The organism is Pseudomonas sp. TZ252, from assembly GCF_056110345.1.
The window spans coordinates 6,046,231-6,072,969 of the sequence record NZ_CM148566.1; the positions used below are offsets into that span (position 1 = coordinate 6,046,231).

Sequence of the window (26,739 nt, forward strand, 5' to 3'; positions counted from 1 at the left end):
GTCGCTGGAGCTTCGCCGGAAGCGGGCGCATATAATGCCAGCCGATTCCGCTCCGACCGATGAAACCCTATGGACTGCCCTACCCTCAGCAAGGTATTGCTCGTCGAAGACGACCAGAAGCTCGCCCGCCTGATCGCCAGTTTCCTTTCCCAGCATGGTTTCGAAGTGCGCCAGGTGCATCGCGGTGATGCCGCGTTCGCCGCCTTCCTCGACTTCAAGCCGCAAGTGGTGGTTCTCGACCTCATGCTCCCCGGACAGAATGGTCTGCAGGTGTGCCGGGAGATCCGCCGGGTCGCGAACCTGCCGATCCTCATACTCACCGCCCAGGAGGACGATCTCGATCACATCCTCGGCCTGGAGTCCGGCGCCGACGACTACGTGATCAAGCCGATCGAGCCACCGGTGCTGCTCGCCCGCCTGCGCGCCCTGATGCGCCGGCACGCGCCCCTTCCCGCCTCCCCGGAAAGCCTGACATTCGGCAAGCTGAACATCGACCGACGGCGGCGCGAAGCGGAACTCGAAGGCCTCGGCATCGAACTGACCACGATGGAGTTCGAGCTGCTCTGGCTGCTGGCCAGCCAGGCAGGGGAAATACTTTCCCGCGACGAGATCCTCAACCAGATCCGCGGCATCGGTTTCGACGGCCTGAACCGCAGCGTCGACGTCTGCATCAGCAAGCTGCGCAATAAACTGAAGGACAATCCGCGCGAACCGGTCCGGATCAAGACCGTCTGGGGCAAGGGCTACCTGTTCAACCCGCTGGGCTGGGAGCTCTGAATGCTGCGCCTGTTCCTGCGCCTCTACCTGCTGCTGGCCCTGGGGTTCGCCGCCGCGATCTTCGTGGTCGACCATGTCATCGACGCGTTCTACGACAGCATCGTCGAGAACTATCACCGCGACGCCGTTCGCGGCCAGGCCTATTCGCTGGTGGAAAAGCTGGCCCCGCTGGACCAGGCCGGACGCCAGCGACAGCTCGAAGACTGGCGTCCCCACTACGGGCTCGAGCTGAGCCTGACGGATGCCAGGCAGGCGAAGCTGACGCAGGAAGAGCAGGCCCTCCTCGACAAGAACCTGCTGGTGGTACGCGAGGACTTCACGGAATTCATCAGCCGCATCGACGCGGGCCCGCAACTGCTCGACATCAAGCTGCCGCCGGAACCCTCGCTGACCCCACTATTCACCGTGCTGGCCTACATCCTGCTCGGCGTGCTGGTCGGCATCGCCCTGCTGGTATGGGTCCGCCCGCACTGGCGCGACCTCGAGACCCTGCGCCTGGCCGCGCAACGCTTCGGCGACGGCGACCTGTCATCGCGCACGCGCATTTTCCGACGCTCCGACATCCGCACCCTGGCCCAGCACTTCAACCAGATGGCCGACCGCATCGAAAGCCTGATCAGCAACCAGCGTGAACTGACCAACGCGGTATCCCACGAATTGCGCACGCCGATCTCCCGCCTGTCCTTCGAACTCGAGCAATTGAACAAGCAGGTCGACGCCGAAGTACGCCACGACCTGATAGAGGACATGCGCGCCGATCTCGGCGAACTGGAGGAAATGGTCTCCGAACTGCTGACCTACGCCCGCCTGGAGCACGGCAACGTCGGGAGCCACCGGGAAATCGTCGACGCCGCGAGCTGGCTGGATAGCGTCGTCGCCGACGTCGCCCTGGAAGCCGAAGCCGCCGGAGTCACCTGCGAGATCAGCGCCTGCCAGGTCGAACAGATCCGCATCGAGCCTCGCTTCATGGCGCGCGCAGTGATCAACCTGCTGCGCAACGCCATTCGCCACGCACACTCGCGCGTCGAAATCGCCCTCCTCGATCAAGGCGACAGCTGTCAGATACGGGTCAACGACGACGGCCCCGGGATACCGGCGGACGCCCGGCAGAAGATCTTCGAACCCTTTTCGCGCCTGGACGACAGCCGCGATCGCAGCACCGGCGGCTTCGGCCTGGGCCTGGCGATCGTCCGCCGGGTCGCGCAATGGCACGGCGGCTATGCGGAAGCGCTGGAAACGCCGCAGGGAGGCGCCTCCTTCCGCCTGACCTGGGAGCGACCCCGTTGACAGCGGAGGCTTAACAATCTTTCACAGATTGCTGACAAAGCCGTAAGGACTGCCAGCCAGGCCCGCCCTAGCATGGGACACCTCGCCTTTCCGCCAGGTGTTCCATGTTTCGTGCAATGCATCTTTCCCTTCTCGGCTGCCTGCTCGGCACCAGCGGCTGCCACGGACTGCCGGCCGCCCCGCCAGCGCCGAGCGCCGCCGTGGGCAACTACGGCGAGGTCATCGACTATCTGCAACGCCACATCCGCCGGGAAATGGAAAGGCAGGACGTGCCCGGCCTGGCCCTGGCATTGGTCGACGACCAGCAACTGGTCTGGGCCCGCGGTTTCGGCTATGCCGACCGACAGCACAGGATCAACGCCAGCGAGCACACCGCATTCCACGCCGGCGACCTGTCCAAGCTACTGATCGCCAGCGCGACCCTGCAACTGGCCGAACGCGGCCAACTCTCTCTCGACGCCCCGCTCCAGGACACCTTGCGCGAGTTCTACGTACGCTCACGCTTCCATGCCGACCAGAGCGAGGCGGATCGCGCGATCACTTTCCGCCGGCTGCTCAGCCACCAGTCCGGCCTTCCTGGCGAACACCTGCCGCCCCTGTTCGGCGAACGCCCGAGCTCACTCGGCCAACTGCCGGCGAAAGTATCCGGCGTCTGGCTGAGCAATCCGCCGGGAACCCAGGTCGCCTATTCCAACCTTGGCTACGAGCTGGTCGGCGCGGCTATCGAGCGCAACACCGGAAAGCACTTCGAGCAGCACATGCGGGAGCACCTGCTGGACCCTTTGCAGATGACTCGCTCCAGCTTCGCCAGGAACGCCCTGCCCCAGGCGCAACGCGCCCACGGCTACAGCGACGGCGGCGGCGGTCGCCCCGGCTCCGCCGCCGCCAGCGACCTCCCGGTCAACGACCTGTGGAGCAGCCCGGTCGACCTCAGCCGCTTCGTCCGCATGCTGTTCGCCAACGGGCGCCACAAGGAGCGCCAGCTTCTCCGGAAACACTCCGTCGAGGAGATGTTCCGCCAGCAGAACGCCGGCAATGCCCTGGACTTCGACTGCCAGGTGGGCCTGGCCTGGTTCCTGAGCCCGTGCGGCTCCGCGCCGCTGGAAGGGGGCATCCGTCACTATGAGTACGCCAGCGCCACCCCAGGATTCAGCGCCCATCTGATTCTGCTGCCGGAACAGCGCCTCGCCGCCATTGTCATGAGCAACGCCGATGACAGCGGGTCGCTCACTGCCTCCCTGGCCCGGCAAGCGGCGTCGCTCATGCTGCAGGTCAAACAGGGCGCTCGTCGCCCCGCCGTACAGCCCACCCCCGCGCGCGCCCCCGCACTGAAGGTGCCGAGCCCGGAGGACCGGCGACAGCTATACGGTCGCTACGCAACCCGCCAAGGCCAGATTCGCCTGTACGAGCGCAGGGGTCGCCTGTACGCGGATTTCGGCGAACAACGCGTGGAACTGTTGCGCGACACCTCGGGCTGGCTGCAGATGAGAAAAAGACTGCTGGGGTTCTGGCCTGTCGGCGTGGACAGCGCCGGACAGTTGCAACTGGACGTGGTCAGCTACGGCCAACGCCGAATCCTGGTGTCCCGCCGCCACGACCAGACCGCCTACCTCGGCGAGCGCATCGAGCCGACATCCCTGCCCCAGGCCTGGACCGAAGCCGTCGGCACCTACCGCGTCGCCAGCACGGGCCGGCACAGCTACCTGAACGGCCTGAGCATCAGGATCGAAGACGGCTTCCTGCTGGTGCGCGGGCAAGCCGGAGGAACCCGCTCCGGCGAGTTCATCCTGCAACCCATCGACAGCGCACACGCCGTCCTGGCCGGCAGCGGCCAGGGCCTGGGAGACACCTTCAGTCACGACTTCGACGGTCTGAACGCGCTCGGCTACCGCTTCGCCCAGCAAGACACCAAGGCACGTCCCTGGCTGCAACGGAAGGAGTCCCCATGAGAAGCCCCTACCTGTGCCTCGCCGGCACGCTCGCCAGCCTCTGCTCCGCCGCTGTCGCCGAAGAGTGGCATGACAGCATCGGCCCGAGCGCCCTGGTGGAATACCGTTTCTGAAACACACCGAGAGAGAATACGAACATGTTCACCGCCTTCGCCTTCCGCGGCCGCCAACCTTATACCGTTCGCCGGAACACAGCCCAGGGCGCGACCTTGCGCCCGAAACTGGCGAACCGGCCGGATGCGCCGGTTTCAGCCGGGAAGTCCTGAACTGCGGAGCGTCTACGGCCTCATTGGCAACGGATCACGCCGCTGGCGATTTCGTCGTCGATGGAGCGCAGCGCATCGGCATCCTGGTGCATCTGCTCGATCACCTCGAGCAGGCGCTGCGCCAGCTTCGGATCGTTCGCCCGCTCGACGGCGCGCATGACCTCGACCGCAGCCGATTCATGATTGTTCGCCATCTGCTTGAGAGCCTTGCGCAAGCGCTGCTCGGTCCATTTCATCGACATGTCGCTTCACCCAGACTGCATATACGGACCCGCCAGGAACGACAGGCTCGCTTAAGAGCGCCGGACCCGGAACAAGTTCAACCTGCCGTCGCGCCCATGAGGGCGGATTGGGTACCGGAAAGGCAAGCGGAGAAGAGATCGTGAAGCGCAAACGAAAACGCCAGGCACAAGGCCTGGCGCTTCGAAATATGGGGTGGACGATGGGAATCGAACCCACGACACCAGGAGCCACAATCCTGTGCTCTACCAACTGAGCTACGCCCACCATATCGTGAATCGTGCCGAACGATCCGGCTTCAACCGCAGCGGCCGGACAAGCCGAGCCTGAAGATGGTGCGGACGGAGAGACTCGAACTCTCACGCCTTGCGGCGCTGGAACCTAAATCCAGTGTGTCTACCAATTCCACCACGTCCGCGGGACACTGCTTGGAAATGAAAACGCCAGGCCTCGGGCCTGGCGCTTCGGAATATGGGGTGGACGATGGGAATCGAACCCACGACACCAGGAGCCACAATCCTGTGCTCTACCAACTGAGCTACGCCCACCATATTACGACTTGCGGTAAAACATCGCCTGCTTCTTGCCGATTCGCCGAATGGCGCACCCGGCAGGACTCGAACCTGCGACCATCCGCTTAGAAGGCGGATGCTCTATCCAGCTGAGCTACGGGCGCTTTATTCATCTGCATTCAATGCTGAGCGCAAACTTTAAGCTCTGGCAATCACAAAGTCAGCAACCGACTTGCTTTACCTCTTACCCTGCGTCCGGCTGTGCTCGGCAAGCGGGGCGCATGTTATACAGGGGGCGAAAGGCCGTCAACGGGTTTTTTAAAAAAATTCAGCTATATAAAGGAGTTACGGCAAATCCGCGGGTCGCCTCCTTTGCCCCGGGCGGCGTCCATGCGAAAATGCGCGTCCTTTTTCCACCCGATTCGATGGTTACCCTTCCGACATGACCGCACAACTGATCGACGGCAAAGCGATCGCCGCCAACCTTCGCCAGCAGATAGCCCAACGCGTGACCGAGCGCCGCCAGCAAGGCCTGCGCGTTCCCGGCCTGGCGGTGATCCTGGTCGGCACCGATCCGGCCTCTCAGGTCTATGTGGCGCACAAGCGCAAGGACTGCGAGGAAGTCGGCTTTCTCTCCCAGGCCTACGATCTTCCCGCCGAAACCAGCCAGGACGACCTGCTGGCCCTGATCGACCGCCTGAACGACGATCCCGCCATCGACGGCATCCTGGTCCAGCTACCCCTGCCCGCCCACCTGGACGCCTCCCTGCTGCTGGAGCGCATCCACCCGGACAAGGACGTGGACGGTTTCCATCCCTACAACATCGGCCGCCTGGCCCAGCGCATGCCCCTCCTGCGCCCCTGCACCCCGAAAGGCATCATGACCCTGCTCGCCAGCACCGGCGCCGACCTGTACGGCATGGATGCGGTCGTGGTCGGCGCCTCGAACATCGTCGGCCGCCCCATGGCTCTGGAGTTGCTGCTGGGTGGCTGCACCGTCACCGTGACCCACCGCTTCACCCGCGACCTGGCCGACCATGTGTCGCGTGCCGACCTGGTGGTGGTCGCTGCCGGCAAGCCGGGACTGGTCAAGGGCGAGTGGATCAAGGAAGGCGCCATCGTCATCGACGTCGGCATCAACCGCCAGGCCGACGGCCGACTGGTCGGCGACGTGGAATACGAAGTGGCAGCGCAACGCGCCAGCTGGATCACCCCGGTGCCGGGCGGCGTCGGGCCGATGACCCGCGCCTGCCTGCTGGAAAATACCCTGCACGCCGCCGAACACCTGCACGACTGAGGTCGCCGGTAATGAAAAGCCCCGCGTTCGCGGGGCTTTTCATTTATCGCTGCGGGTTCAGTCGGCCAGGCGCCAGGTAGTGCCGCCCTTGCCATCCTCCAGCACGACGCCCATGGCGGTGAGCCGATCGCGAATCCGGTCGGACTCCGCCCAGTTCTTCGCCGCCCGCGCCTCCAGGCGCGCCTGGATCAGCGCCTCGACCTCGGCCGCATCGACCTTGCCCTCGGCGCCCGCCTGCAGGAAGGCTTCCGGCTCCAGTTGCAGCACCCCCAGCAGGCCAGCCAACTGCTTCAGGCGCGCGGCCAGCGCGGCCGCCGCCGACAGGTCGCTTTCGCGCAGACGATTGACCTCCCGCGCCAGCTCGAACAGCACCGAGCAGGCACCCGCGGTATTGAAGTCGTCGTCCATCGCCGCGGCGAAGCGCTCGACATACTCCGCCGCTTCCGCCGGCGCCGCCTCGGGCAGCCCCTTGAGCGCGTTGTAGAAACGGTCCAGGGCCGCCTTGGCCTCGCGCAGGTTCTCCTCCGAGTAGTTGATCGGACTGCGGTAATGGCTGGCGATCAGCAGGTAACGCACCACTTCGGGGTGATATTTCTCCAGCACTTCGCGGATGGTGAAGAAATTGCCCAGCGACTTGGACATCTTCTCGCCGTTGATGGTGATCATCCCGCAGTGCAGCCAGGACTTGGCGTAGGGCTTGCCGGTCGCGGCCTCGCTCTGGGCGATCTCGTTCTCGTGATGAGGGAACTCCAGGTCGTTGCCACCGCCATGGATGTCGAAGGAATCGCCCAGGCAGCAGGTGGACATCACCGAGCATTCGATGTGCCAGCCCGGGCGCCCCTCGCCCCAGGGCGACGACCAGCTCGGTTCGCCAGGCTTGGCGCCCTTCCAGAGCACGAAATCGAGCGGATCCTCCTTCGCTTCGCCCGGCTCGATCCGCGCACCGATGCGCAGGTCCTCGACCCGCCGCCGCGACAACTTGCCGTAGCCAGCGAACTTGCCGACCCGGTAGTACACGTCACCGTTGCCCGGCGCGTAGGCATAGCCCTTGTCGATCAGGATCTGGATCATCGCGTGCATGCCGGCGATGTGATCGGTGGCGCGTGGCTCCTGGTCCGGCTTGAGGATGTTCAGCCGGGCCTCGTCCTCGTGCATCGCCGCGATCATGCGCTCGGTCAGCACATCGAACGGCTCGCCGTTCTCGTTGGCGCGATTGATGATCTTGTCATCGATATCGGTGATGTTGCGCACGTACGTCAGGTCGTAGCCACGGTGGCGCAACCAGCGGGTGATCACGTCGAACGCCACCATGCTGCGGCCGTGGCCCAGATGGCAGTAGTCGTACACGGTCATGCCGCACACGTACATGCGTACCTGGTTGCCGACCAGCGGCGTGAAGACTTCTTTGGTCTTGCTCAGCGTGTTGTAGATCTGCAGCACGGTCTTTCCTCAGCCCTGTCCCCAGGAGTCACGCAGGGTGACGGTACGGTTGAACACCGGCTTGCCCGGCCTGGAGTCCTTCAGGTCGGCGACGAAATAGCCTTCGCGCTCGAACTGGAAGCGATCCTCCGGGTTCGCCTGGCCCAGCGACGGCTCGGCGCGACAGCCGGCCAGTACCTGCAGGGAGTCGGCGTTGATGTTGTCGAGGAAGCTGCCGCCCTCTTCCGCCTTCTCCGGATTGGCCGAGCGGAACAGCCGATCGTACAGGCGCACTTCGCACTCGACGCTGCCCTCGGCCGGCACCCAGTGGATCACGCCCTTGACCTTGCGGCCTTCCGGGTTCTTGCCCAGGGTGTCCGGATCGTAGCTGCAGCGCAGTTCGACGATATTGCCGTCGGCATCCTTGATCGCTTCGTCGGCACGGATCACGTAGCTGCCGCGCAGACGCACCTCGCCACCGGGGATCAGGCGCTTGTAGCCGGCCGGCGGGACTTCCTCGAAGTCACCGGCATCGATGAACAGCTCGCGACCGAACGGCAGTACGCGCACTCCCATGTCTTCCTTCGGATGACGCGGCAACTCGAGGTTCTCCACCTGCCCTTCGGGGTAGTTGGTGATCACCACCTTGAGCGGTTTCAGCACGCACATGGCACGCGGCGCGGTGGCGTCCAGGTGGTCGCGGATGCTGAACTCGAGCATGCCGATGTCGACCACGCCGCTGGCACGGTTCACCCCGATCATCTCGCAGAAGTTGCGGATCGACTCCGGGGTGTAGCCGCGGCGGCGATAGCCGGACAGGGTCGACATGCGCGGATCGTCCCAGCCGCTGACATGGCCTTCGTCGACCAATTGCTTGAGCTTGCGCTTGCTGGTCACGGTGTAGTTCAGGTTGAGCCGGGAGAATTCGTACTGGCGCGGTTGCGCAGGTACCGGCAGGTTGGCCAGGAACCACTCGTAGAGCGGACGATGGTCTTCGAATTCCAGGGTGCAGATCGAATGGGTGATGCCCTCGATGGCGTCCGACTGACCGTGGGTGAAGTCGTAGCTCGGGTAGATGCACCACTTGTCGCCGGTCTGGTGGTGATGCGCATGGCGGATGCGGTACAGGATCGGATCGCGCAGGTTCATGTTCGGCGAACCCATGTCGATCTTCGCCCGCAGCGAACGGGCGCCGTCGGGGAACTCACCGGCCTTCATGCGGGCGAACAGGTCGAGGTTCTCCTCCACCGAACGGTCACGGTAAGGGCTGTTGCGGCCCGGCTCGGTGAGGGTGCCGCGGTATTCGCGCATTTCCTCGGGACCGAGGTCGCAGACGAACGCCTTGCCGGCCTTGATCAGCTCGATGGCCCAGGCATGCAACTGGTCGAAATAGTTGGAGGCATAGCAGACCTCGCCGGACCACTGGAAGCCCAGCCACTTGATGTCGGCCTCGATGGCATCGATGTACTCCTGGTCTTCCTTGGCCGGGTTGGTGTCATCGAAGCGCAGATGGCAATCGCCAGCGAATTCCTGGGCCAGGCCGAAGTTCAGGCAGATCGACTTGGCGTGGCCGATGTGCAGGTAACCGTTGGGCTCCGGGGGGAAACGGGTGACGATCTTCGCGTGCTTGCCGGCATCCAGGTCGGCTTGAACGATCTGGCGCAGGAAGTTCGGGGCGGCGGTGGTCTCTGGCTTGCTCATGGGATCCTTGGTCATGCTCTCGCCCGACCAGGGTAGGCCGGGCAAATCAAAGCGCTTATCATAGCCGAAGCTGTCAACCCCCTGACAGGCCTTCGATTTTCACGACAAAGCGGATTACCCACATGATCAAGCTGCATACCAACCATGGCGTCATCACCCTGAAGCTCGATGAAGAGAAAGCCCCGGAAACCGCGGCGAACTTCAAGGAGTACGTGAAAAGCGGCCACTACGACAACACCGTCTTCCACCGCGTGATCAACAACTTCATGATCCAGGGCGGCGGTTTCGAGCCGGGCATGAAGCAGAAGCCCACCCGCGCGCCGATCAAGAACGAAGCTAACAACGGCCTGACCAACAAGGTCGGCAGCATCGCCATGGCCCGTACCATGGACCCGCATTCGGCCAGCGCGCAGTTCTTCATCAACGTCGCCGACAACGATTTCCTCAACCATACCGCCCCCACCACCCAGGGCTGGGGCTATGCCGTCTTCGGCGAAGTGGTCGAGGGCATGGACGTGGTCAACAAGATCAAGGGCGTGGCCACCACCATGCGCAGCGGCCACCAGGACGTGCCGGCCGAGGACGTGATCATCGAGAAGGCCGAAATCGTCGAAGAATGAAGCGATGAGCGTCCTGTTCATCTCGGACCTGCATCTCGAAGCGGAACGCCCGGACATCACCCGGGCGTTTCTGTCTTTCCTCGATGAGCGCGCCCGTCGGGCCGAGGCCCTGTACATCCTCGGCGACTTCTTCGAAGCCTGGATCGGCGACGACGGCATGGACGCCTTCCAGCGCTCCATCGCCCAGTCCCTGCGCCAGGTGGCCGACGGCGGTACGCGCATCTACCTGATGCACGGCAATCGCGACTTCCTCATTGGCAAGGCGTTCTGCCGCGAGGCCGGATGCACGCTGCTGCCCGACCCGAGCGTTATCGACCTGTACGGCGAGCCGGTATTGCTGATGCACGGGGACAGCCTGTGCACCCGAGACGAGGCCTACATGCGCCTGCGCCGCTGGCTGCGCAACCCGCTCACGCTCTGGGTACTGCGCCACCTGCCGCTGGCCACCCGGCACAAGCTGGCACGCAAGCTGCGCAAGGAAAGCCGCGCGCAGACCCGCATGAAAGCCGTCGACATCATCGATGTCACGCCCGAAGAAGTGCCCCGGGTCATGCGCGGGCATGGCGTGCGTACCCTGATCCACGGCCACACTCATCGGCCGGCCGAACACCCGCTGGACATCGACGGCCAGCCCGCCCGGCGCATCGTGCTCGGCGACTGGGACCGCCAGGGCTGGGCCCTGGAGATCGACGCCAACGGCCATCGCCAGGCGCCCTTCCCGCTCTGACCCACCCCAGGCCCGCCATGCGGGCCTTTCAGCGAAGCATTATGCGATTCGCATTTTTTCCGCCGTCCATCTTGACGTCGCGGGCCACCTTTCAGCAGGATCGCGCTCCCCCACCCCGCATCAAGGAATGATCGTGATCATCTCGAAGGGAAACCTGATCAAGTTCGTCGCCGCCCCCCTCGGCGTGCTCGCCCTCGGCTTCGGCCTGTTCAACGGCGTGTTCTTCTATAACGAAGCCGGCTTCATGACCCACGTAAGGACCATCTTCGGCGACGAGAAGATCGTCGATGACGTCGGCTACGCGACCAAGTGGTTCGGTCGCGCCACCACCTGGAAGAAGGCCATCAGCGTGCAGTCCGTGCTGGTCATGGACGATAACGACACCAATCCGGACAACGACGGCCTCGGCGCCACCATCGAGGCTTTCCCGATCGTGTTCCTCGGCAACGTCGACGCCAAGGTCGAATCTTCCGCGCGCTTTCGCCTGCCCGGCGGCGAGCCGTTCCTGAAGATGGCCCAGGAATACCGCAACCCGGACAATTTCATCCGCACCGCACTGGTGCCGGCGATCAAGGAAACCCTCCAGGCCACCGCTTCGCTGATGAGCGCCGACGACTACTACGCCGGAGCCCGCAGCGAATTCGCCGCCGAGTTCGAGAACCAGCTCAACGACGGCCTGTACCTGATCAAGCGCAAGGAAGTCCGCGGGCCGCGCGGCGCCATTCCGCACCAGACCGCGATCCTCCAGGCCGGCACCGAGCAGGGAGCGTTCGGCGACAACAACGCCAGCCAGTTCGTCACCGAGAAGGTCACCGATGCCAAGGGCATCCCGGTACGCAAGCAACAGCAGTTCCGCAAGTTCGGCGTCGAGGTGGTGGAAGCGCGGATCACCAACGTCGATCCCAACCCGCAGTACAAGCAGCGCATGGTCAAGGTCCAGCAGGCGCTCGCCGAGCTGGCGGTGGCGCGGCAGAACCGCCTGAAGGAAGAAGAGGAAAAGCTGCTGGTCACCGCCCGCGGCGAGAAGGAAGTCGAGGCCAAGCGCCAGGAAACCCTGCGCGACCAGATCGAACGCACCACCCAGGCGGAAACCGACAAGCAATTGGCGGTGATCAACGCCGAGCGCGAGAAGCAGCGCGCCGAGATCGAGAAGCAGACCGCCGAACTGCTGCGCGACAAGGCCACGGTGACCGCCCAGGCCACCAAGATCACCGCCGACGCCGAGGCTTACGCCCGCGAAGCGGTGATCAAGGCGGACGGCGCGTTGCAGCCGAAGCTCGACGCGCTGATCGCGATCAACAAGGTCTGGGCCGAAGCCGCCGCCCAGGCCCCCGTCCCCAGCGTAATGATGGGCGCCGGCGCCAACGGCGCGGCGAGCCGCCAGGACGAGATCGGCCAGCTGATGGGCGTTCTGGCGACCAAGGCCGCCCGCGACCTGGCCCTCGACCTCAAGGTCAAGGACTGATCCAGGCAGCAAAAAAAAGCGCCCCGCGGGGCGCTTTCTTGTTTCCGGCTCAGGCCACCAGGTCCACCGGGTGGCCGCTGTGGAAACGGAATTCGTTGTCCGGACTGCTGATCAGCTCGGCCTCCTTGGCCCGCACCACCTCGATCGTCCGCTCCACGTCGGCCTCGTCGCCGTACTGGTAGGCCAGCTTCAGGTAGTCCTGGAAATGCCGCGACTCGGACTTCAGCAAACCGCCGTAGAATTTCGCCAGCTCCGCGTCCAGATGCGGCACCAGGGCGGCGAAGCGCTCGCAGGAACGCGCCTCGATGAAGGCGCCGACCACCAGCGTATCGGTCAGCCGCTGCGGCTCCTGCTTGCGCACCAGGTCGCGCAGCGCCGAGGCGTAGCGGGAGGCGCTGACATTGACCACCGGGATGCCGCGTTTCTTCAGGATCGCCAGCACCTGCTCGAAGTGGCGCAGCTCCTCGCGCGCCAGGCGGCTCATCTTGTTCACCAGGTCCAGGCGGCCGGAGTACTTGCCGATCAGTTGCATCGCCGTCGCCGCGGCCTTCATCTCGCAGGCCTTGTGGTCCAGCAGCATGACGTCCTGGCGCTCCAGGGCCGCCTCGACCCAGGCGGCGGGAGTGGAACAGGCGAGGAATTGGTCGATCTCGGGCAACATGGTGCAGGTCACTCATTCTGGAAAGGGCCTGCCACGACGCTGGTCGGGGCAGGAAAGGCGGAGCATTATACGGAAGCTGCGGCGGTCGGGCAGGCCGACCCGTTTGATATGCATCAAGAGCAGCGGCTGGATTGCGTCTAGAGTTGTTTCAGCGATAACCACAAGCACTCAGGGAGACGATCATGCAAGCCATTCGCAGCATCCTCGTGGTGATTGAACCGGACCAGTTGGAAGGTCTCGCCCTGAAACGGGCACAACTGATCGCCGGCGTGACCCAGTCGCACCTGCACCTGCTGGTCTGCGAGAAGCGCCGCGACCACAGCGCCGCCCTCAACGACCTGGCCCAGGAACTGCGCGAGGAAGGCTACAGCGTCTCGACCAACCAGGCCTGGAAGGACTCCCTGCACCAGACCATCATCGCCGAGCAACAGGCCGAAGGCTGCGGGCTGATCATCAAGCAGCACTTTCCCGACAACCCGCTGAAAAAGGCCATCCTCACCCCGGACGACTGGAAACTGCTGCGCTTCGCGCCCTGCCCGGTACTGATGACCAAGACCGCCCGGCCCTGGACGGGCGGAAAGATCCTCGCCGCGGTCGACGTCGGCAACAACGACGGCGAGCACCGCTCCCTGCACGCCGGGATCATCAGCCATGCCTACGACATCGCCGGCCTGGCCAAGGCCACGCTGCACGTGATCAGCGCCCACCCCTCGCCGATGCTCTCCTCCGCCGACCCGACCTTCCAGCTCAGCGAAACCATCGAGGCCCGCTATCGCGAGGCCTGCCGCACCTTCCAGGCCGAGTACGGTTTCAGCGACGAACAATTGCACATCGAGGAAGGTCCGGCCGACGTGCTGATCCCGCGCACCGCGCAGAAGCTCGACGCGGTGGTCACCGTGATCGGCACCGTGGCGCGCACAGGGTTGTCCGGCGCGCTGATCGGCAATACCGCGGAAGTGGTGCTGGATACCCTGGAAAGCGACGTGCTGGTGTTGAAGCCGGACGACATCATCGCCCACCTGGAGGAGCTGGCCAGCAAGGAGTGACCGCTGGTCGGACGAAAAAGCCGCCCAAGGGCGGCTTTTTCGCTGGAGACACCGCCTATCTGTCGATCGCCTGCAGGAACGAGGGCGCGATGTAGCGCTGGTAATGCGCTTCCGACAGCAGGAAGAATTCCCGGTCGATGGCATCGCGCAGGTCCGGCAGGCTCCAGTCGCGGAATTCCGGCAGCAGTGCCACGCCGTAGGCTTCGATCTGGTTGATCAGCCGGGAACCGCGGGCGATCAACTGGTAGGCCCAGCAATAGGGGGACTGCTCGGGGACGAAACGGATCTGCCGCTGCTCCAGTTGCAGGCGCAGGCGCGCGGCGTCGAAGACTTCCAGCTTGGCGGCCATCACCTGGGCCAGCAACTGCTCAAGGCGACTCCAGACAGCCCGCTTTTCCTCGGCGTCGTAGAGGTTCCAGTTGACCACCTCATGGTGGAAACGCTTGCAGCCACGGCATACCAGGTCGCCGTATACCGTGGAGCAAAGCCCTACGCAGGGGGTTTTGATTCTTTGCGAAGACATGGCCGGGACAACGAAAACAAAGCGGCATCTTAGCCCTTTGTCTAATCAAGTTCACCCCGTGGTTCCTAGGGTTTCCGACTTAACTTTGCGTCGAGTTTCCAGTAACATTGGCCCGCCTTTTTAGGCGCCAATGTCCGTTAGAAGCTGTTTTCAAAGCGTCACGAGCACAGTTTCCGGCAGGTACGCTGGCGACGGCGCCTCCCTCAAGCGTCTCGCCAGCCCCACCCCAGCCCGCCGGCGTAAAACTTTGAAAACAGCTTCTGTCTGGAACCTGCCGATGCCCTCGTAGGTTGGTGGATTACCGTCCACCTGGGCCTGACGAGCGGATCTGCGTCGGTTCCTGGATACGTGTCCCCCGGGACCACTGATGAGGGAAATACTGTGCTTGAAGCCTACCGCAAACACGTAGAAGAGCGTGCCGCCCAGGGTGTCGTGCCCCAACCGCTGAACGCCGAACAGACCGCAGGCCTGGTCGAGCTGCTGAAGAACCCGCCGGCCGGCGAAGAAGAATTCCTCCTTGACCTGATCACCAACCGCGTACCGCCGGGCGTCGACGAAGCCGCCTACGTCAAGGCCGGTTTCCTTTCCGCCATCGTCAAGGGCGAAGCCACCTCCCCCCTTATCGACAAGCAACGTGCCGCCGAGCTGCTGGGCACCATGCAGGGCGGCTACAACATCGCCACCCTGGTCGAGCTGCTGGACGACGCCGAACTGGCCAACACCGCCGCCGAACAGCTGAAGCACACCCTGCTGATGTTCGACGCCTTCCACGACGTCGCCGAGCGCGCCAAGAAGGGCAATGCCGCGGCCAAGTCCGTGCTGCAATCCTGGGCCGATGGCGAGTGGTTCAAGGCCAAGCCGGAAGTCCCGGAAAAGCTGACTCTCACCGTATTCAAGGTCCCCGGCGAAACCAACACCGACGACCTCTCCCCGGCCCCCGACGCCTGGTCGCGCCCGGACATCCCGCTGCACGCCCTGGCCATGCTGAAGATGGCCCGCGACGGCATCGAGCCGGTCCAGCCGGGTTCGGTCGGTCCGCTGAAGCAGATCGAAGCGGTCAAGGCCAAGGGCTTCCCGGTCGCCTACGTCGGCGACGTGGTCGGCACCGGTTCCTCGCGCAAATCCGCCACCAACTCGGTGCTGTGGTTCTTCGGCGACGACATTCCGTTCGTGCCGAACAAGCGTGCCGGCGGCTTCTGCTTCGGCACCAAGATCGCACCGATCTTCTACAACACCATGGAAGATGCCGGCGCCCTGCCGATCGAGTTCGACTGCACCAACCTGGCCATGGGCGACGTCATCGACGTATACCCCTATGAAGGCAAGGTCGTTCGCCACGACAGCGGCGAAGTGGTCACCACCTTCGAGCTGAAGACCCCGGTCCTGCTCGACGAAGTCCGCGCCGGCGGCCGTATCCCGCTGATCGTCGGCCGTGGCCTGACCGAGAAGGCCCGCGCCGAGCTGGGCCTGGGCGCCTCCGACCTGTTCCGCAAGCCGGAAGCACCGGCCGATAGCGGCAAGGGCTTCACCCTGGCGCAGAAAATGGTCGGCCGCGCCTGCGGTCTGCCGGAAGGCCAGGGCGTGCGCCCGGGCACCTACTGCGAACCGAAGATGACCACCGTCGGTTCCCAGGACACCACCGGCCCGATGACCCGCGACGAACTGAAGGACCTCGCCTGCCTCGGCTTCTCCGCCGACCTGGTGATGCAGTCCTTCTGCCACACCGCGGCCTATCCGAAGCCGATCGACGTCAAGACCCACCACACCCTGCCCGACTTCATCATGACCCGTGGCGGCGTGTCGCTGCGCCCGGGCGACGGCATCATCCACAGCTGGCTGAACCGCATGCTGCTGCCCGATACCGTTGGTACCGGCGGCGACTCGCACACCCGCTTCCCGATCGGCATCTCGTTCCCGGCCGGCTCCGGCCTGGTGGCCTTCGCCGCCGCCACCGGCGTGATGCCGCTGGACATGCCGGAGTCGGTGCTGGTGCGCTTCAAGGGCAAGCTGCAACCGGGCATCACCCTGCGTGACCTGGTCCATGCGATCCCTTACTACGCGATCCAGCAGGGCCTGCTGACCGTCGAGAAGAAAGGCAAGAAGAACATCTTCTCCGGCCGCATCCTCGAGATCGAAGGCCTCAACGACCTGACCGTGGAGCAGGCCTTCGAGCTGTCCGACGCCTCGGCCGAGCGTTCCGCCGCCGGCTGCACCATCAAGCTGCCGGAACAGGCGATCGCCGAGTACCTGAAGTCCAACATCACCCTGCTGCGCTGGATGATCGGCGAAGGCTACGGCGACCCGCGCACCCTGGAGCGTCGCGCCCAGGCGATGGAAGCCTGGCTGGCCAAGCCGGAGCTGCTGGAAGCCGACAAGGACGCTGAGTACGCCGCGGTGATCGAGATCGACCTGGCCGACGTCAAGGAGCCGGTGCTCTGCGCGCCGAACGATCCGGACGACGCGCGTCTGCTGTCGAGCGTACAGGGCCGCAAGATCGATGAAGTGTTCATCGGCTCCTGCATGACCAACATCGGTCACTTCCGCGCCGCCGGCAAGCTGCTGGACAAGGTCAAGGGCGGCATCCCGACCCGTCTGTGGCTGGCTCCGCCGACCAAGATGGACGCCCACCAGCTGACCGAGGAAGGCTACTACGGCATCTACGGCAAGGCTGGCGCGCGCATGGAAATGCCGGGCTGCTCGCTGTGCATGGGCAACCAGGCTCGCGTCCAGACCGGTTCCACCGTGGTCTCCACTTCGACCCGTAACTTCCCGAACCGTCTGGGCGATGCCACCGATGTGTTCCTGGCATCGGCCGAGCTGGCGGCGGTCTCCTCGATCCTCGGCAAACTGCCGACCGTGGAGGAGTACATGGCCTACGCGAAGGACATCGACAGCATGGCTGCCGACGTCTACCGCTACCTGAGCTTCGACCAGATCGCCGAGTTCCGCGAAGCGGCTGCGAACGCCAAGATCCCGGTCGTCCAGGCCTGATCCAGCGACGCGTCGAACAAGCCCCGCCCCGTGCGGGGCTTTTTCTTGCCCGGCGAAAACCCCCGCGCCGCCTGGCATAGCGCTTGCTGTGGCAGCTATGGAAAAGCGCGCCGACGACGGCGCCTGCGCACTGGAAAACGGGACGGCCCGCGCCGCCCTCCCGCACTCGAGGTGGTGATGACAGACAGAGCGATACGCAGCCAGGCCTGGGCCGGCGGTTCCGACGCACCGGAAAAGAGCGCCCTGGACATCGGTTTCATGGCGCTGACCGATTCGGCCTCGCTGATCGTGGCCGCCACCCAGGGCTTCGCCCAGCCCTACGGCCTCACGCTCAATCTCAGGCGCCAACCGTCCTGGGCCACCTTGCGCGACAAGCTGCTCAGCGGCGAGCTGGATGCCGCGCAGTGCCTGTACGGGCTGGTCTACGGCGTCCAGCTCGGCCTCGGCGGCAGCGCGGCAAGCGAGATGGCGGTGCTCATGGGACTGTGCCAGAACGGCCAGGCGATCAATCTTTCCGAACCGCTGAAGCAGGCTGGCGTGACCAGTGCGGAGGCACTGCTCCGGCATCGGCGCCAGAATGGTGCACGCCTGACCCTGGCGCAGACCTTTCCCACCGGTACCCACGCGCTCTGGCTGAACTACTGGCTGGCGAGCATCGGTCTGCATCCGCTGCACGACGTGCACAGCGTGGTGGTTCCACCGGCGCAGATGGTCGGCCATCTCCAGGCCGGGCGCATCGACGGGTTCTGCGCCGGCGGACCCTGGGGCGCCCTGGCCGTGGACCAGGGCCAGGGCTTCACCATCGCCACCAGCCAGGCGATCTGGCCGGACCACCCGGAAAAGGTCCTCGGCACTACCCGCGCCTTCGTCGACGCCTACCCGAACACCGCCCGCGCGCTGGTCATGGCGGTCCTCGACGCCAGCCGCTTCATCGAACAGAACGCCGAGAACCGCCTGGGCACCGCGCAACTGATCAGCGGCCGCGACTATGTCGACGCTCCGCTCGGCGCGATCCAGCCGCGCTTCTTCGGCCGCTACCAGGACGGCCTCGGCAACGCCTGGCAGGACCCGCATCCGCTGCGTTTCTATGCCGACGGCGAAGTCAACCGGCCCTGGCTCTCGGATGGCATGTGGTTCATGACCCAATTCCGCCGCTGGGGCCTGCTGCGCGAAGACCCGGACTACCTGGGCATCGCCCGCAGGGTCCAGCAGACCGCGCTGTACCGCGATGCCGCGACGGCCCTTGGCCTGTGCCTGGACGGCGCCGACATGCGCCGCTCGACACTGATCGACGGGCGCACCTGGGACGGCAGCGACCCCGCCGGCTACGCCCGCAGCTTCCCGATCCACGCCCTGGCCGAAACCGGCCAGGGCATCGCCCCCTGACCCTGGTGCGCTCGCCATGCTGCGTATCCTGCTGATCGACGACACGCCGAAGAAAGTCGGACGCCTCAGGGCCGCCCTGCTCGAGAGCGGTTTCGAAGTGGTGGACGAGTCGGGGCTGACCATCGACCTGCCGGCGCGCGTCGAAGCGCTGCGTCCCGACGTGATCCTGATCGACACGGAGTCTCCCGGCCGCGACGTGATGGAGCAGGTCTGCCTGGTCAGCCGCGACCAGCCGCGCCCGATCGTGATGTTCACCGACGAGCACGATCCGGGAGTGATGCGCCGCGCCATCCAGTCCGGGGTCAGCGCCTACATCGTCGAAGGCATCCAGGCCAGCCGCCTGCAACCGATCCTCGACGTGGCCATGGCGCGCTTCGAGAGCGACCAGGCGCTGCGCGCTCAACTGCAGGCGCGCGAGGCGCAGCTGGCCGAGCGCAAGCGCATCGAGTTGGCCAAGGGCCTGCTGATGAAGATGAAGCATTGCGGCGAGGAGGAGGCCTACACGCTGATACGGCGCCAGGCCATGAGCCGCCAGCAGAAGCTGATCCAGGTCGCCGAGCAGATCATCGCCATGCACGACATGCTCGGCGGCTGAATCCGGCTGGGCAGCTGGCGATCATATCGCCAGCCACCCTGCTGGCCCCCGGCGCAGAGCGGCGCGGCTATGCTCGTGCGCCCGGAACGGCCCTATCCGTTCTGGGAGCTACCCCCTCGCCACCCTCGACTAGCATGACCAGGGAGGCCCGCAGTGGACGCCCAGGGCTAGGAGCCGCAGGCGTCCGCCCGAACCGCACCGCCGACTCAGCGGTCAGGAGATGCTCAGCATGATCGATCTCAGCACCTGGAACCTTACCATTCCCACCGAACCCACCCCGCAGGTGATCACCACCCAGCAACTCAACAACGGCTACCAGAGCCAGTACTTCCAGCAAGGCAACGATGGCGGCCTGGTCTTCTGGGTGCCCATCGACGGCTCGCACACCGAGGACAGCACCTATCCCCGCACCGAACTGCGCGAAACCCAGGCCGACGGCAGCCTCGACAACTGGTACTACTGGCAGGCCGACAACGAATTGCGGGTGACCATGAGCGTCGAAAAGGTCCCCTCGAAGAACAAGGTGATCATCGGCCAGATCCACAGCAAGTCGCCACAGACCGACGACGGCGAACCTCTGGTGAAGCTGCAGTACTACTACAAGCCCGAGGAAGGCCTCGGCCGGGTCGAGGCGCTGGTACGCAACCACCCGGACGATTCCTATAGCCGCAACGTGTCGATCCTCGAGCAGGTACGCCTGGGCGAGCGTTTCAACTACAGCCTGCGCGTCACCTCCAGCGGCGAGTTGGCGGTGCGCGCACGCAGCCAGGACGGCGAAGAGGACGCTTACTACCAGACCCTCGGCAGCGCCTGGAACGACCAGTTGCTCTATTTCAAGGCCGGCGCCTACGTGAACGACAACGCCGGCGACAGCGGCGAAGGCAGCCGCGTGACCATCTACCACCTGAACACCGCCCATCGCTGAACCGCCGACGGCGCACGGACGCGCCGCCCCAGCCCTGTGCAAGCCCCCGACGCCTGCCACCGCGGCGTGCACGCCCGACGCCATGGTTGTCCCTGCAACCGCTCTACGCCGCGCTTTCGACAACTTGGCAAAGAGCTTGCTACGTCCTGCCTGACGGTAGCCAACGGCGGTTACCCATCCCCGACAAAGACGTCGCGCGGCCTCTCCTTCCCGGCAGAGGCCCGTGGCGTCTTCGTCGTTTCGCCCCAGCGTCGGGGCGGGTGGGTGGTCCGCTGTCGGACGCTCACCTTGTAGCGATGCAACTTCCGCCGGGCGGCCGTTCCGCCCCGATTCCGCTGGATACGAGGTGTTCGATGAACAACAGCTTCTGGAAGGCCGGCCATGCGCCGACCCTGTTCGCGGCGTTTCTCTATTTCGACCTGAGCTTCATGGTCTGGTACGTGCTCGGCCCGCTGGGGGTGCAGATTGCCGGCGACCTGCAACTGAGCACCCAGCAGCGCGCGATGATGGTCGCCACGCCGATCCTCGCCGGCGCCGTACTGCGCTTCCTGCTCGGCCTGCTGGCCGATCGCTGGTCGCCGAAGAGCGCCGGCATCCTCGCCCAGGTCATCGTCATCGCCGCCCTCGCGGCCGCCTGGCTGCTGGGCGTGAACAGCTATGCGCAGGCACTGCTGCTGGGGTTGTTCCTCGGCTTCGCCGGGGCATCCTTCGCCGTGGCCCTGCCGCTCGCATCGCAATGGTACCCGCCGCAACACCAGGGCAAGGCCATGGGCATCGCCGGCGCGGGCAACTCCGGCACCGTGCTCGCCGCCCTCTTCGCCCCCGGCCTGGCCGCCGCGTTCGGCTGGAACAACGTGTTCGGCTTCGCCCTGCTGCCGCTCGTCCTGACCCTCCTGGTGTTCGCCATGGTCGCGCGCAACGCCCCGCAGCGGCCGGCGCCCAAGGCCATGGGCGATTACCTGAAAGCCCTCGGCGACCGCGACAGCTGGTGGTTCATGTTCTTCTACAGCGTCACCTTCGGCGGCTTCCTCGGCCTGGCCAGCACCCTGCCCGGCTATTTCCACGACCAGTACGGCCTGAACCCGGTGACCGCCGGCTACTACACCGCCGCCTGCGTCTTCGCCGGCAGCCTGATGCGCCCGCTCGGTGGCGCCCTCGCCGATCGCATCGGCGGCATCCGCAGCCTGCTGATGGTGTACACCCTGGCCGCCATCTGCATCGCCGCGGTCGGTTTCCACTTGTCCAGCGCGATGGCCGCCCTCGGCCTGTTCGTGGTCGCCATGCTCAGTCTCGGTGCCGGCAATGGCGCGGTGTTCCAGTTGGTACCGCAGCGCTTCCACAAGGAAATCGGCGTGATGACCGGGCTGATCGGCATGGCCGGCGGCATCGGCGGCTTCTGCCTGACTGCCGGCCTTGGCGCGATCAAGCAAAGCACCGGCGACTACCAGCTCGGCCTGTGGCTGTTCGCCAGTCTCGGCGTGCTGGCCTGGTTCGGCCTCCACGGGGTGAAGCGGCGCTGGCGCACCACCTGGGGCTCGGCCGCGGTCACCGCCGCGCGGGTCTGAGCGTGGGGCTGCGACTGAGCATCGGCGAGGCCAGCGCCTGCGGGCCTCGCACGGAAAACCAGGACGCGCTGCGGGTGGTCACCCCGGCGCCGGCCCTGGCCGCCAGCAAGGGACACCTGCTGGCCATCGCCGACGGTGTCAGCCAGTGCGCCGATGGCGGCCTGGCGGCGCGCAGCAGCCTGCAAGCGCTGGCCCTGGATTACTATGCGACTCCGGAAACCTGGGCCATCGTGCAGTCCCTGGACCGCCTGCTGCTGGCGCAGAACCGCTGGCTACAGGCCAACGGCGGCGGCCAGCCGCTGCTCACCACCCTCACCGCCCTGGTGCTGCGCGGCACCCGCTACACCCTGGCCCACGTCGGCGATTGCCGGGCCTACCTGTGGCGCGACGGCGAGTTGCTCCGGCAGACCAGCGACCACGTCTGGGAACAGCCGCACATGCAACACGTGCTGACCCGCGCCCTGGGACTGGACCAGCATCTGGTGGTCGACTATCTGGAAGGCGATCTGGAGCCCGGCAGCCAGTGGCTACTGGTCAGCGACGGCGTCTGGGCGACGCTGGGCGACAGCGGCATCCGCAGCATCCTGCGCAACGCCGAAGAGCCGCAGCGCAGCGCCGAGGCTCTGGTTCGCGCCGCCCACCTGGCAGGCAGCCAGGACAACGCCAGCGCCCTGCTGGTGCGCGTGGAAGCCGTGCCCGCAGGCAGCCTCGGCGACGCCCTCGCGCAACTGGGCCACTGGCCACTGCCGCCACCGCTGAAGCCCGACCAGCTCTTCGAAGGCTGGCGGGTCCGGCAGTTGCTAGGCGAATCCCGCCAGTCCCTGCTCTACCGGGTCGAAGATGGCCAGGGCCAACCCTGGCTGCTGAAGACCCTTCCCGCCGCACGTGCCGACGATCCGCTGGCAACCCAGGCCCTGCTGCTCGAGGAATGGTTCCTGCGCCGCGTCCAGGGCCGGCATTTCCCCGAGCTGCACGGATTGGCGCAACGCCAGCATCTGTATTACCTGATGCGCGAGCACCCCGGAGAGACTCTCGCCGAGCGCTTGCGCAACCATGGCCCGCTGTCGCTGCCGGAGTGGCTGGGGCTGGCCAACCAGCTGCTGCGCGGGCTTGGCCAGTTGCATCGACGCAACCTGCTGCACCGCGACCTCAAGCCGGAAAATCTCCACCTCGGCCGTGACGGCGAGCTGCGCCTGCTGGATTTCGGCCTGGCCTGGTGTCCGGGATTGTCGCGCGAAGACCCCCATCTGCTACCGGGTACGCCCAGCTACCTGGCGCCGGAATGCTTCTCCGGCACCTCGCCCTCGGTGCGCCAGGATCTCTACGCCACCGGCGTCTGCCTCTACCAGGCGCTGACCGGGCGCTATCCCTATGGCGAGATCGAAGCCTTCCAGCACCCGCGCTTCGGTCGCCCCGTCCCGCCCAGCCGCTATCGCCCCGACCTGCCGGCCTGGATCGACGACCTGCTGCTGCGCGCCGTCGCCTGCGACCCCGCACAGCGCTTCGAGACCGCCGAGGAATGGCTGCTCTCGCTGCAACAGGGAGAAGCGTTGCCGGCCGCGGCAACCCGCCCATTGCTGGAGCGCGAACCGCTGCAGACCTGGCGCGCCATCGCCCTGCTGTCCCTGGCCGCCAACCTGGCGCTACTCCTGATCTGGCTGAAGGGCTGAGAGGCACCAGCCCGGTGCGATACGCCCCGGCACGGGGCAGAAAGACCGCGGGGAGGCCCCGCGTTATCCCTGCAAGGCCATGGAGATAGGCAATAGCGCAAGTTGGCACGGCGCCTGCTTGGGTTCTCCCGACAATCGACAACAAAGCGCCTGCCTCAACGACGAGGCGGCGTTTCCCGACCGAACGGGACCTGGACAAAGGCGTCCTGCTGGCAACAGCGGGACGCCTTTTTTGTTTGCGCCAACCTTATGCAGGAGCTACTCCGCATGAAGAAGATCAAGCTGGTGATGGTCGGCAACGGCATGGCCGGGGTCCGTACCCTGGAAGAACTGCTCAAGCTCAACTCGGACTTCTACGACATCACGGTGTTCGGCGCCGAGCCCCATCCCAACTACAACCGCATCCTGCTGTCCCCGGTGCTGGCCGGCGAGCAGACCTTCGAGGAAATCGTCCTCAACGACCTCAACTGGTATGCGGAAAACGGCATCAAGCTCCTCCTCGACCGCAAGGTGGTGCAGATCGACCGGGTCCGCCGCAGGGTGGTCGCCGCGGACGGCAGCGAGGCCGAGTACGACCGCCTGCTGCTGGCCACCGGCTCGGTCCCCTTCATCCTGCCGATACCCGGCAATCGCCTGCAGGGCGTGATCGGCTACCGCGACATCGCCGACACCCAGGCCATGATCGACTGCGCCCGGACCCACAGCCACGCGGTGGTGATCGGCGGCGGCCTGCTCGGCCTGGAGGCGGCCAACGGCCTCAAGCAACGCGGCATGGACGTGACCGTCGTGCACCTCTCCGACTGGCTGCTGGAACGCCAACTGGACCGCACCGCCGGCAAACTCCTGCAAGGCGCGCTGGAAGCCCGCGGCATCCGCTTCCGCCTGAACACCCAGACCCAGGAACTGATGGACAACGGCAGCGGCCGGGTCTGTGCCGTGCAGTTCAACGACGGCGACGTGATTCCCGCCGACCTGGTGGTAATGGCCGCCGGCATCCGCCCCAATACCGAGCTGGCCGAAAGCGCGGGCATCCCCTGCAACCGCGGCATCCTGGTCAACGACACCCTGCAGACCTACGACCCACGCATCTATGCGGTCGGCGAATGCGCCAACCACCGTGGCATCGCCTACGGCCTGGTTGCGCCGCTGTTCGAGCAGGCCAAGGTCTGCGCCAACCACCTGGCTCATCTCGGCTACGCCCGCTACCAGGGCTCGGTGACCTCGACCAAGCTCAAGGTGACCGGTATCGACCTGTTCTCCGCCGGCGACTTCATCGGCGGCGAAGGCAGCGAGACCATCACCCTTTCCGACCCCATCGGCGGCGTCTACAAGAAGCTGGTGATCAAGGACGATGTACTGGTCGGCGCCTGTCTCTACGGCGACACCGCCGACGGCGGCTGGTACTTCCGGCAGATCCGCGAGAACCACAACGTCGCGCAGATCCGCGACCACCTGATGTTCGGCGAGAACGCCCTCGGCGATGTCGGCCACCAGGGCCAGAACAGCGCCGCGAGCATGCCCGACACGGCCGAAGTATGCGGCTGCAACGGCGTCTGCAAGGGCACCATCGTCAAGGCCATACAAGAACACGGCCTGTTCAGCGTCGACGAAGTCAAGAAACACACCAAGGCCGCCAGCTCCTGTGGCTCCTGCGCGGGATTGGTGGAACAGATCCTGATCAGCACCGTCGGCGGCGCCGCCGACGTCAAGCCGAAGAGCGAGAAGGCCATCTGCGGCTGCAGCGACCTCAACCACGGGCAGATCCGCAAGGCCATTCGCGAACACCGGCTGACCAGTCTCGACGCCGCCATGCGCTTCATGGACTGGAAGACCCCGAACGGCTGTGCCACCTGCCGCCCGGCCCTGAACTACTACCTGATCTCGACCTGGCCGGGAGAAGCCAAGGACGATCCGCAGTCGCGCCTGATCAACGAACGCGCCCACGCCAACATCCAGAAGGACGGCACCTACTCGGTGGTACCGCGGATGTGGGGCGGCGTGACCCACGCCGCCGAGTTGCGGCGCATCGCCGACGTCGCCGACAAGTACCAGGTGCCGATGGTCAAGGTCACCGGCGGCCAGCGCATCGACCTGCTGGGGGTGAAGAAGGACGACCTGCCGGCCATCTGGAAAGACCTCGACATGCCCTCCGGACATGCCTACGGCAAATCCATCCGCACCGTGAAGACCTGTGTCGGCAGCGAATTCTGCCGCTTCGGCACGCAGAACTCGACGCAGCTGGGCATCGATCTGGAACACGACCTGTTCAACATGTGGTCGCCGCACAAGGTCAAGCTGGCGGTCTCCGGCTGCCCGCGCAATTGCGCCGAGGCCGGGATCAAGGACGTCGGCATCATCGGCGTGGACTCCGGCTGGGAGATGTACATCGGCGGCAACGGCGGGATCAAGACCGAGGTCGCGGAGTTCTTCGTCAAGCTCAAGACCGCCGAAGAGGTGCGCGAATACAACGGCGCCTTCCTCCAGCTCTACCGCGAGGAAGCCTTCTACCTGGAGCGCACGGTGCATTATCTGCAGCGGGTCGGCATGGAGCACATCCGCAAGGCGGTGGTCGAGGACGCGGAAAACCGCAAGGCGCTCAACGACCGCCTGCAATTCGCCCTGTCCTTCGAGCAGGACCCATGGAAGCAGCGCATCGAACAGCCGCAATTGAAGAAGGAGTTCGAACGGATTTCGCTCAAGCAACTGGAAAACGTCTGAATCCCTTGCCCGGGCCCTCCCACGGCGGCCCTCCCCCTACCGGAGTGAACCGATGAACTGGCTGGATATCTGCTCCCTCGATGAAATCAACCCGCTGGGCTCGCGCGTGGTCGCCGGCCCGAAAGGCGACATCGCCATCTTCCGCGCCGCCGACGACCAGGTCTTCGCCCTCGATGACCGCTGCCCGCACAAGGGCGGCCCGCTGTCCCAGGGCCTGATCTACGGCAAGCGAGTGGCCTGTCCGTTGCACAACTGGCAGATCGAACTGGAGAGCGGCGAAGCCGTGGCCCCGGACCAGGGCTGCGCCCATCGCCACCCGGTGCGGGTGGAGAACGGACGGGTGCTGCTCGGCCTGGACAGCGTGGCGCTGTGCGCCTGATCTCTCGCCGATAACAGGAG

General features: G+C 65.6%; 21 protein-coding genes and 4 tRNA genes. 16 read left to right on the plus strand and 9 right to left on the minus strand.

Annotated elements, in window-relative coordinates; translation table 11 throughout:
• Positions 1 to 69: 69 nt before the first annotated feature.
• The 3 genes from parR to ACYAF3_RS27855 all read left to right on the plus strand — a co-directional run bounded on the left by parR (position 70) and on the right by ACYAF3_RS27855 (position 4,013).
• Positions 70 to 777, plus strand: coding sequence for a response regulator transcription factor ParR (parR, locus tag ACYAF3_RS27845; protein WP_003098126.1), 708 nt, complete (start codon positions 70 to 72; stop codon positions 775 to 777).
• The gene (gene parS, locus ACYAF3_RS27850) at positions 778 to 2,064 is read left to right on the plus strand and encodes a sensor histidine kinase ParS (RefSeq protein ID WP_003087912.1); all 1,287 of its coding nucleotides are present in this window, start codon (positions 778 to 780) and stop codon (positions 2,062 to 2,064) included. It begins immediately after the preceding gene.
• A 104-nt stretch (positions 2,065 to 2,168) separates the two neighbouring features.
• On the plus strand, positions 2,169 to 4,013 hold the full coding sequence (locus ACYAF3_RS27855; RefSeq protein ID WP_128669374.1) for a serine hydrolase domain-containing protein: 1,845 nt from the start codon (positions 2,169 to 2,171) through the stop codon (positions 4,011 to 4,013).
• A 286-nt stretch (positions 4,014 to 4,299) separates the two neighbouring features.
• On the opposite strand, the gene ACYAF3_RS27860 is transcribed toward ACYAF3_RS27855, so the two are convergent.
• The 5 genes from ACYAF3_RS27860 to ACYAF3_RS27880 all read right to left on the minus strand — a co-directional run bounded on the left by ACYAF3_RS27860 (position 4,300) and on the right by ACYAF3_RS27880 (position 5,195).
• Entirely contained in the window at positions 4,300 to 4,521 is a 222-nt protein-coding gene (locus ACYAF3_RS27860; RefSeq protein WP_003087901.1) for a hypothetical protein, read from the minus strand.
• 189 nt (positions 4,522 to 4,710) lie between these two features.
• Positions 4,711 to 4,786, minus strand: a tRNA-His gene (locus ACYAF3_RS27865).
• Positions 4,787 to 4,852: 66 nt separating this feature from the next.
• Positions 4,853 to 4,937: transfer RNA gene (locus tag ACYAF3_RS27870), tRNA-Leu, on the minus strand.
• A 54-nt stretch (positions 4,938 to 4,991) separates the two neighbouring features.
• Positions 4,992 to 5,067 (minus strand) — tRNA-His (locus ACYAF3_RS27875).
• 51 nt (positions 5,068 to 5,118) lie between these two features.
• Positions 5,119 to 5,195 (minus strand) — tRNA-Arg (locus tag ACYAF3_RS27880).
• Positions 5,196 to 5,473: 278 nt separating this feature from the next.
• On the opposite strand from ACYAF3_RS27880, the gene folD reads away from it, so the two are divergent.
• Complete coding sequence (folD, locus tag ACYAF3_RS27885; RefSeq protein ID WP_003087898.1) at positions 5,474 to 6,328, plus strand: bifunctional methylenetetrahydrofolate dehydrogenase/methenyltetrahydrofolate cyclohydrolase FolD; 855 nt, start codon at positions 5,474 to 5,476, stop codon at positions 6,326 to 6,328.
• 57 nt (positions 6,329 to 6,385) lie between these two features.
• Here folD and cysS read toward each other — a convergent pair whose 3' ends face one another.
• Positions 6,386 to 7,768 (minus strand): cysteine--tRNA ligase, encoded by a 1,383-nt coding sequence (gene cysS, locus ACYAF3_RS27890; RefSeq protein ID WP_003098030.1) that lies wholly within the window; start codon positions 7,766 to 7,768, stop codon positions 6,386 to 6,388.
• A gap of 9 nt (positions 7,769 to 7,777) precedes the next feature.
• Positions 7,778 to 9,448 carry a glutamine--tRNA ligase/YqeY domain fusion protein gene (locus tag ACYAF3_RS27895; protein ID WP_003098032.1) on the minus strand — a complete coding sequence of 557 codons (1,671 nt, stop codon included), beginning with the start codon at positions 9,446 to 9,448 and terminating at the stop codon, positions 7,778 to 7,780.
• A gap of 122 nt (positions 9,449 to 9,570) precedes the next feature.
• On the opposite strand from ACYAF3_RS27895, the gene ACYAF3_RS27900 reads away from it, so the two are divergent.
• The 3 genes from ACYAF3_RS27900 to ACYAF3_RS27910 all read left to right on the plus strand — a co-directional run bounded on the left by ACYAF3_RS27900 (position 9,571) and on the right by ACYAF3_RS27910 (position 12,260).
• Entirely contained in the window at positions 9,571 to 10,068 is a 498-nt protein-coding gene (locus tag ACYAF3_RS27900) for a peptidylprolyl isomerase (protein ID WP_003087890.1), read from the plus strand.
• A gap of 4 nt (positions 10,069 to 10,072) precedes the next feature.
• Positions 10,073 to 10,795 (plus strand): UDP-2,3-diacylglucosamine diphosphatase, encoded by a 723-nt coding sequence (lpxH, locus tag ACYAF3_RS27905; RefSeq protein WP_003113585.1) that lies wholly within the window; start codon positions 10,073 to 10,075, stop codon positions 10,793 to 10,795.
• A 133-nt stretch (positions 10,796 to 10,928) separates the two neighbouring features.
• Positions 10,929 to 12,260, plus strand: coding sequence for an SPFH domain-containing protein (locus ACYAF3_RS27910; protein ID WP_003087885.1), 1,332 nt, complete (start codon positions 10,929 to 10,931; stop codon positions 12,258 to 12,260).
• 49 nt (positions 12,261 to 12,309) lie between these two features.
• On the opposite strand, the gene ACYAF3_RS27915 is transcribed toward ACYAF3_RS27910, so the two are convergent.
• Positions 12,310 to 12,933 (minus strand): tRNA isopentenyl-2-thiomethyl-A-37 hydroxylase MiaE, encoded by a 624-nt coding sequence (locus ACYAF3_RS27915; RefSeq protein WP_073651551.1) that lies wholly within the window; start codon positions 12,931 to 12,933, stop codon positions 12,310 to 12,312.
• Positions 12,934 to 13,103: 170 nt separating this feature from the next.
• On the opposite strand from ACYAF3_RS27915, the gene ACYAF3_RS27920 reads away from it, so the two are divergent.
• Positions 13,104 to 13,967, plus strand: a complete 864-nt coding sequence (locus tag ACYAF3_RS27920; RefSeq protein ID WP_003087881.1) for a universal stress protein — start codon at positions 13,104 to 13,106, stop codon at positions 13,965 to 13,967.
• A gap of 55 nt (positions 13,968 to 14,022) precedes the next feature.
• Here the strand turns inward: ACYAF3_RS27920 and ACYAF3_RS27925 are convergent, their stop codons facing one another.
• Complete coding sequence (locus tag ACYAF3_RS27925) at positions 14,023 to 14,490, minus strand: DUF1289 domain-containing protein (protein ID WP_003098041.1); 468 nt, start codon at positions 14,488 to 14,490, stop codon at positions 14,023 to 14,025.
• 381 nt (positions 14,491 to 14,871) lie between these two features.
• Here ACYAF3_RS27925 and acnB point away from each other — a divergent pair, with 381 nt between their 5' ends.
• The 8 genes from acnB to nirD all read left to right on the plus strand — a co-directional run bounded on the left by acnB (position 14,872) and on the right by nirD (position 26,719).
• Positions 14,872 to 17,481 (plus strand): bifunctional aconitate hydratase 2/2-methylisocitrate dehydratase, encoded by a 2,610-nt coding sequence (acnB, locus tag ACYAF3_RS27930; protein ID WP_003087875.1) that lies wholly within the window; start codon positions 14,872 to 14,874, stop codon positions 17,479 to 17,481.
• 177 nt (positions 17,482 to 17,658) lie between these two features.
• Positions 17,659 to 18,867, plus strand: a complete 1,209-nt coding sequence (locus tag ACYAF3_RS27935; RefSeq protein ID WP_014603053.1) for a CmpA/NrtA family ABC transporter substrate-binding protein — start codon at positions 17,659 to 17,661, stop codon at positions 18,865 to 18,867.
• Positions 18,868 to 18,883: 16 nt separating this feature from the next.
• Positions 18,884 to 19,462 (plus strand): ANTAR domain-containing response regulator, encoded by a 579-nt coding sequence (locus ACYAF3_RS27940; RefSeq protein ID WP_105579200.1) that lies wholly within the window; start codon positions 18,884 to 18,886, stop codon positions 19,460 to 19,462.
• A gap of 229 nt (positions 19,463 to 19,691) precedes the next feature.
• Complete coding sequence (locus ACYAF3_RS27945) at positions 19,692 to 20,387, plus strand: polysaccharide lyase family 7 protein (RefSeq protein ID WP_003098044.1); 696 nt, start codon at positions 19,692 to 19,694, stop codon at positions 20,385 to 20,387.
• Between the two features lie 353 nt (positions 20,388 to 20,740).
• The gene (locus tag ACYAF3_RS27950) at positions 20,741 to 21,952 is read left to right on the plus strand and encodes a NarK family nitrate/nitrite MFS transporter (protein ID WP_003450070.1); all 1,212 of its coding nucleotides are present in this window, start codon (positions 20,741 to 20,743) and stop codon (positions 21,950 to 21,952) included.
• A gap of 74 nt (positions 21,953 to 22,026) precedes the next feature.
• Positions 22,027 to 23,622, plus strand: coding sequence for a bifunctional protein-serine/threonine kinase/phosphatase (locus tag ACYAF3_RS27955; RefSeq protein ID WP_023089036.1), 1,596 nt, complete (start codon positions 22,027 to 22,029; stop codon positions 23,620 to 23,622).
• Positions 23,623 to 23,889: 267 nt separating this feature from the next.
• Entirely contained in the window at positions 23,890 to 26,340 is a 2,451-nt protein-coding gene (gene nirB / locus ACYAF3_RS27960; RefSeq protein WP_128669376.1) for a nitrite reductase large subunit NirB, read from the plus strand.
• A gap of 52 nt (positions 26,341 to 26,392) precedes the next feature.
• Positions 26,393 to 26,719: a nitrite reductase small subunit NirD gene (nirD, locus tag ACYAF3_RS27965; protein ID WP_003087853.1), complete on the plus strand. Its 327-nt coding sequence runs from the start codon at positions 26,393 to 26,395 to the stop codon at positions 26,717 to 26,719.
• Positions 26,720 to 26,739 lie beyond the last annotated feature (20 nt).

Excerpts from the sequence above, each read along its gene's own strand:
- folD (WP_003087898.1), top strand. The coding sequence starts at position 5,474 with ATGACCGCACAACTGATCGACGGCAAAGCGATCGCCGCCAACCTTCGC.
- parS (WP_003087912.1), top strand. The coding sequence starts at position 778 with ATGCTGCGCCTGTTCCTGCGCCTCTACCTGCTGCTGGCCCTGGGGTTC.
- ACYAF3_RS27945 (WP_003098044.1), top strand. The coding sequence starts at position 19,692 with ATGATCGATCTCAGCACCTGGAACCTTACCATTCCCACCGAACCCACC.
- ACYAF3_RS27925 (WP_003098041.1), bottom strand. The coding sequence starts at position 14,490 with ATGTCTTCGCAAAGAATCAAAACCCCCTGCGTAGGGCTTTGCTCCACG.
- ACYAF3_RS27900 (WP_003087890.1), top strand. The coding sequence starts at position 9,571 with ATGATCAAGCTGCATACCAACCATGGCGTCATCACCCTGAAGCTCGAT.
- nirB (WP_128669376.1), top strand. The coding sequence starts at position 23,890 with ATGAAGAAGATCAAGCTGGTGATGGTCGGCAACGGCATGGCCGGGGTC.
- ACYAF3_RS27950 (WP_003450070.1), top strand. The coding sequence starts at position 20,741 with ATGAACAACAGCTTCTGGAAGGCCGGCCATGCGCCGACCCTGTTCGCG.
- ACYAF3_RS27855 (WP_128669374.1), top strand. The coding sequence starts at position 2,169 with ATGTTTCGTGCAATGCATCTTTCCCTTCTCGGCTGCCTGCTCGGCACC.
- ACYAF3_RS27935 (WP_014603053.1), top strand. The coding sequence starts at position 17,659 with ATGACAGACAGAGCGATACGCAGCCAGGCCTGGGCCGGCGGTTCCGAC.
- parR (WP_003098126.1), top strand. The coding sequence starts at position 70 with ATGGACTGCCCTACCCTCAGCAAGGTATTGCTCGTCGAAGACGACCAG.
- ACYAF3_RS27940 (WP_105579200.1), top strand. The coding sequence starts at position 18,884 with ATGCTGCGTATCCTGCTGATCGACGACACGCCGAAGAAAGTCGGACGC.
- ACYAF3_RS27895 (WP_003098032.1), bottom strand. The coding sequence starts at position 9,448 with ATGAGCAAGCCAGAGACCACCGCCGCCCCGAACTTCCTGCGCCAGATC.
- lpxH (WP_003113585.1), top strand. The coding sequence starts at position 10,073 with ATGAGCGTCCTGTTCATCTCGGACCTGCATCTCGAAGCGGAACGCCCG.
- nirD (WP_003087853.1), top strand. The coding sequence starts at position 26,393 with ATGAACTGGCTGGATATCTGCTCCCTCGATGAAATCAACCCGCTGGGC.
- ACYAF3_RS27860 (WP_003087901.1), bottom strand. The coding sequence starts at position 4,521 with ATGTCGATGAAATGGACCGAGCAGCGCTTGCGCAAGGCTCTCAAGCAG.
- ACYAF3_RS27920 (WP_003087881.1), top strand. The coding sequence starts at position 13,104 with ATGCAAGCCATTCGCAGCATCCTCGTGGTGATTGAACCGGACCAGTTG.